Source organism: bacterium, from assembly GCA_035505375.1.
Classification (GTDB): Bacteria; Hydrothermota; Tepidihabitantia; order Tepidihabitantales; family Tepidihabitantaceae; genus UBA2258.
Map to the genome: position 1 here is coordinate 1 of DATJQV010000013.1, position 3,117 is coordinate 3,117.

Here is a 3,117-nt window from a genome sequence, read left to right on the forward strand (position 1 = left end):
GAAGGTTGGATGACAAATCCAAACCCCGATAACTCTAACCACCATTTACCGGGCGGGCAAAGCAGTGCAGCCCGCCTGACGCTCAAGTACGACGGGGCCGAGCGGCGACTTCACGTGAAATTCAAGGGTGGGTTCACAAGCGACACTTCGGATAACTGGTTCGGTGATTTGAGTCAAAACATCTGTCCGCCCGGCGGAACGGCAACCCCATACTATCGGCAGTACGATGACTGCACGGCCAATAGATTCGTCGGCGGTACTCCGGATGTACTTCCCTACAATCCGAATTTGAATTTCAACGCGTTCAACAATGCCTCTTTTGCGGTTGCAACACCGTTACCCATTTACCGGGATGGGGTTCCCTACGAGTATACCGACACCGCCTTGGGCATCTTGAGCATCAGCTACGACATCACGCCCGGTCTCACGCTCTCTTCCGTAACCGCATTGGAGTGGACCAACGGACAAGAGGCGGGCGCGAGTCCCAGCCCGGGAGTCGACCTCGTTGATGTTGGCGCCTCTGATCAATCGCAGGAGTTTTCCCAGGAATTGCGCCTCATCAGTAACTGGCAGGACAGTTGGTTCAATTTCATGGTCGGCGCGCTGTACAATCCAACAACCAGGACGGACAAGCTAGATCTCGTTATCGTCGGAGCGGGGAGCCTGGCGCAGCTCGGTACTTACAATCTTTACACCGACTCTAACACGCGACTAAAGAGCGAAACCGACGGGGTGTTCGGTCAGTTCACGCTGCGGCCAAACCAACACTGGGACCTCAGTGCGGGAGTCCGCTATACCTACGTCGAGAAGCACTTCACGAGCATGGCGGTGTTTCATAACTACCCGGCATTGTTTTCGCCAGGTCCGCCAGGTGAAGATATTCAAAACGTACCGGAGAACCTGCGATCTGTAAGGGAGACCGCAGTCACCCCGGAAGTCACTTTGAGGTACTCCCCGAACGACGACGTGATGACATTTGCTTCCTACAAGGAGGGCTACAAGGGACCGGGCTTCAACGTGGACCTAGCCGCGCCGTCGTTCAATGCGACCAACGTAAGTCCGTTCGCCGGCGAGAGGACCGAAGGATTCGAAGGCGGCATCAAGGCGGAACTCTTCAGCCGTCAGGTCGCATTGACCGCTGTGGGCTACCGGTACAACTATCGGGATTTGCAGGTGGCTGTTACGGACGTCGCGGCCCATAGGTCCATCACCCGCAACGGCGCCGACGCGCGGGTTCAGGGCATTGAACTCACGACGGCCTATAGTCCTCAGCACATCCTCGGGCTGTCGCTGAATTCCTATATCAATTATAACAAGTCCTACTACTCGGCCTTTGATTTTGCGGCGTGTTACTCCCAGCAAACACTGGCAGAGGGGTGCGTCACCACGGCAACGTTGGCGTATCAGAACCTCACCGGCCGGACCCTCAGCCTTGCACCGAGATGGGTCGGGTTCCTGGGCGGTAGCTACAAGTTGAATCCAACCGGTAGATACACAGCGACCCTCAGTGCCGGGCTAACCTACTCAAGCTCCTATCTCGCGCAGAACTCCCTGCAGCCGCTGAGTTACCAGGGATCCTACGTACTCATGAACTTCGGCCTGCACGTGGGCCCGACCGATGGAGCCTGGGAGGTTGCACTCCTTTGCCGCGACTGTACAAACAGGTACTACCTGACGGAGGGGGTTGACGCCGGTGCAGGTACAGGCAATGCCACCACGGCCTCGTCCCTTGCGTACATTGGACGGCCGCAGGAGATCCTTTTGCAGGTCACTGTTCACCCTTGGCGGCACTAGGAATAGTGGCCATCGCTTAGCCCGGTCATGTGTGGCCGCGATGGGCAATGGCCTTCTGTTCCTTAGCGTGCCAGCCACTGCGATTTCTGCGCCTTTGGAAATCCGACGATGATTCCCCGGGTCAGAGCTCCACCGCCGTGACGAGGCCTCCGGCCGCGATCGCCACGATTAGAAAGGCTTCATCCGGACCGAATTGAAGCGGCGTCGCCGGATAGACAAACCTGCGCGCCACGGTGGCACGGCAGCAACCGTCGAGATTACGACCCCTGCCCCGAGTAGTAGGTCGAAGAAGTGCGTCTGAGTTTCAGCGAGATGAGGGCGAAAGGGAGCGCGACAACTAAGATCGTGGGCAATGCAACGCTGCCGGAAGTATACGCCGCACTCAGCGCGACGAACTCGCAGTCGGCGGCCGCGTCGGGAATTCACCCCTTGTCGGAGACGGGGGCACCGTAAGCGTCCGGGCATCCCGTCCTCGTTGATTGCGGGTCAGTGGATGCGGACGGTTGGCTTCCAGACGTGCGGCATCAGCTCGACGAGGCGATGTTCAGGGGTCAGCGGCAAGCGCTCCAGGACATCGCGCAGGTACGCATAAGGATCGTGGCCATTGAGCCTGGCGCTCTGGATCAGGCTCATCACGATGGCGGCACGGCGACCGGCGCGGGCGGATCCCGCGAACAGCCAGTTGTTGCGACCGATCGCGATGGGCCGGATGCGGTTCTCGAGCCAGTTGTTATCGATCGGCAGGTTGCCGTCGTCGAGGTAGCGCGTGAGCGCGTCCCAGCGACGCAGGCTGTAGCTGATGGCCTTAGATGTGGCCGATCCTTCCGGCACCTGCGCGAGCTTCCGATCGAGCCACGCGCGGAGCTTCTCGGCGACGGGTTTGGCCTTCTCCTGACGCAGACGGCGCCGTCCTGCTGCATCAAGCTCCAGGTCCTTGGCCTCGCGTTCGACGGCGTACAGCGCGCCGTACAGTTCAAGCGCCTCCGCCGCGATCTCGCTCTGGTGATTGACGTGTAGCGCGTGGAACTTGCGGCGAGCGTGCGCCATGCAGCCGACCTCAGTGACGCCACCGCGGAACAGCGCGTCATAGCCCTGGTAGTCGTCGCAGACGAGCTGACCCTTCCAGTCGCCGAGGAACGCCCGGGCATAGTCGCCACCGCGACCCTCGGCGAAGTCGTAGACGACGATCTGGTCCGGATCGAACGCGGTCGTGCCATACGCCCACAGGTAACTTCGGTGGGTGCGTTTCAGGCCCGGCTTCAGCATCGGGACCGGCGTTTCGTCGGCATGCAGTACGGATCGCTTGAGCAGCAGCGTCTTCAT

2 protein-coding genes are annotated in these 3,117 nt (G+C 60.0%); one reads left to right on the forward strand and one right to left on the reverse strand.

Translation table 11 applies throughout. From position 1 onward, the window contains the following. Positions 1-1,794 (forward strand): TonB-dependent receptor (locus VMH22_02060; GenBank protein ID HTW90475.1); only part of this gene is annotated, 1,794 nt, incomplete at its 5' end. Between the two features lie 486 nt (positions 1,795-2,280). Here the strand turns inward: VMH22_02060 and VMH22_02065 are convergent. Continuing rightward, positions 2,281-3,117, reverse strand: an 837-nt coding sequence (locus VMH22_02065; protein ID HTW90476.1) for an IS66 family transposase, incomplete at its 5' end; no start/stop codon positions are given.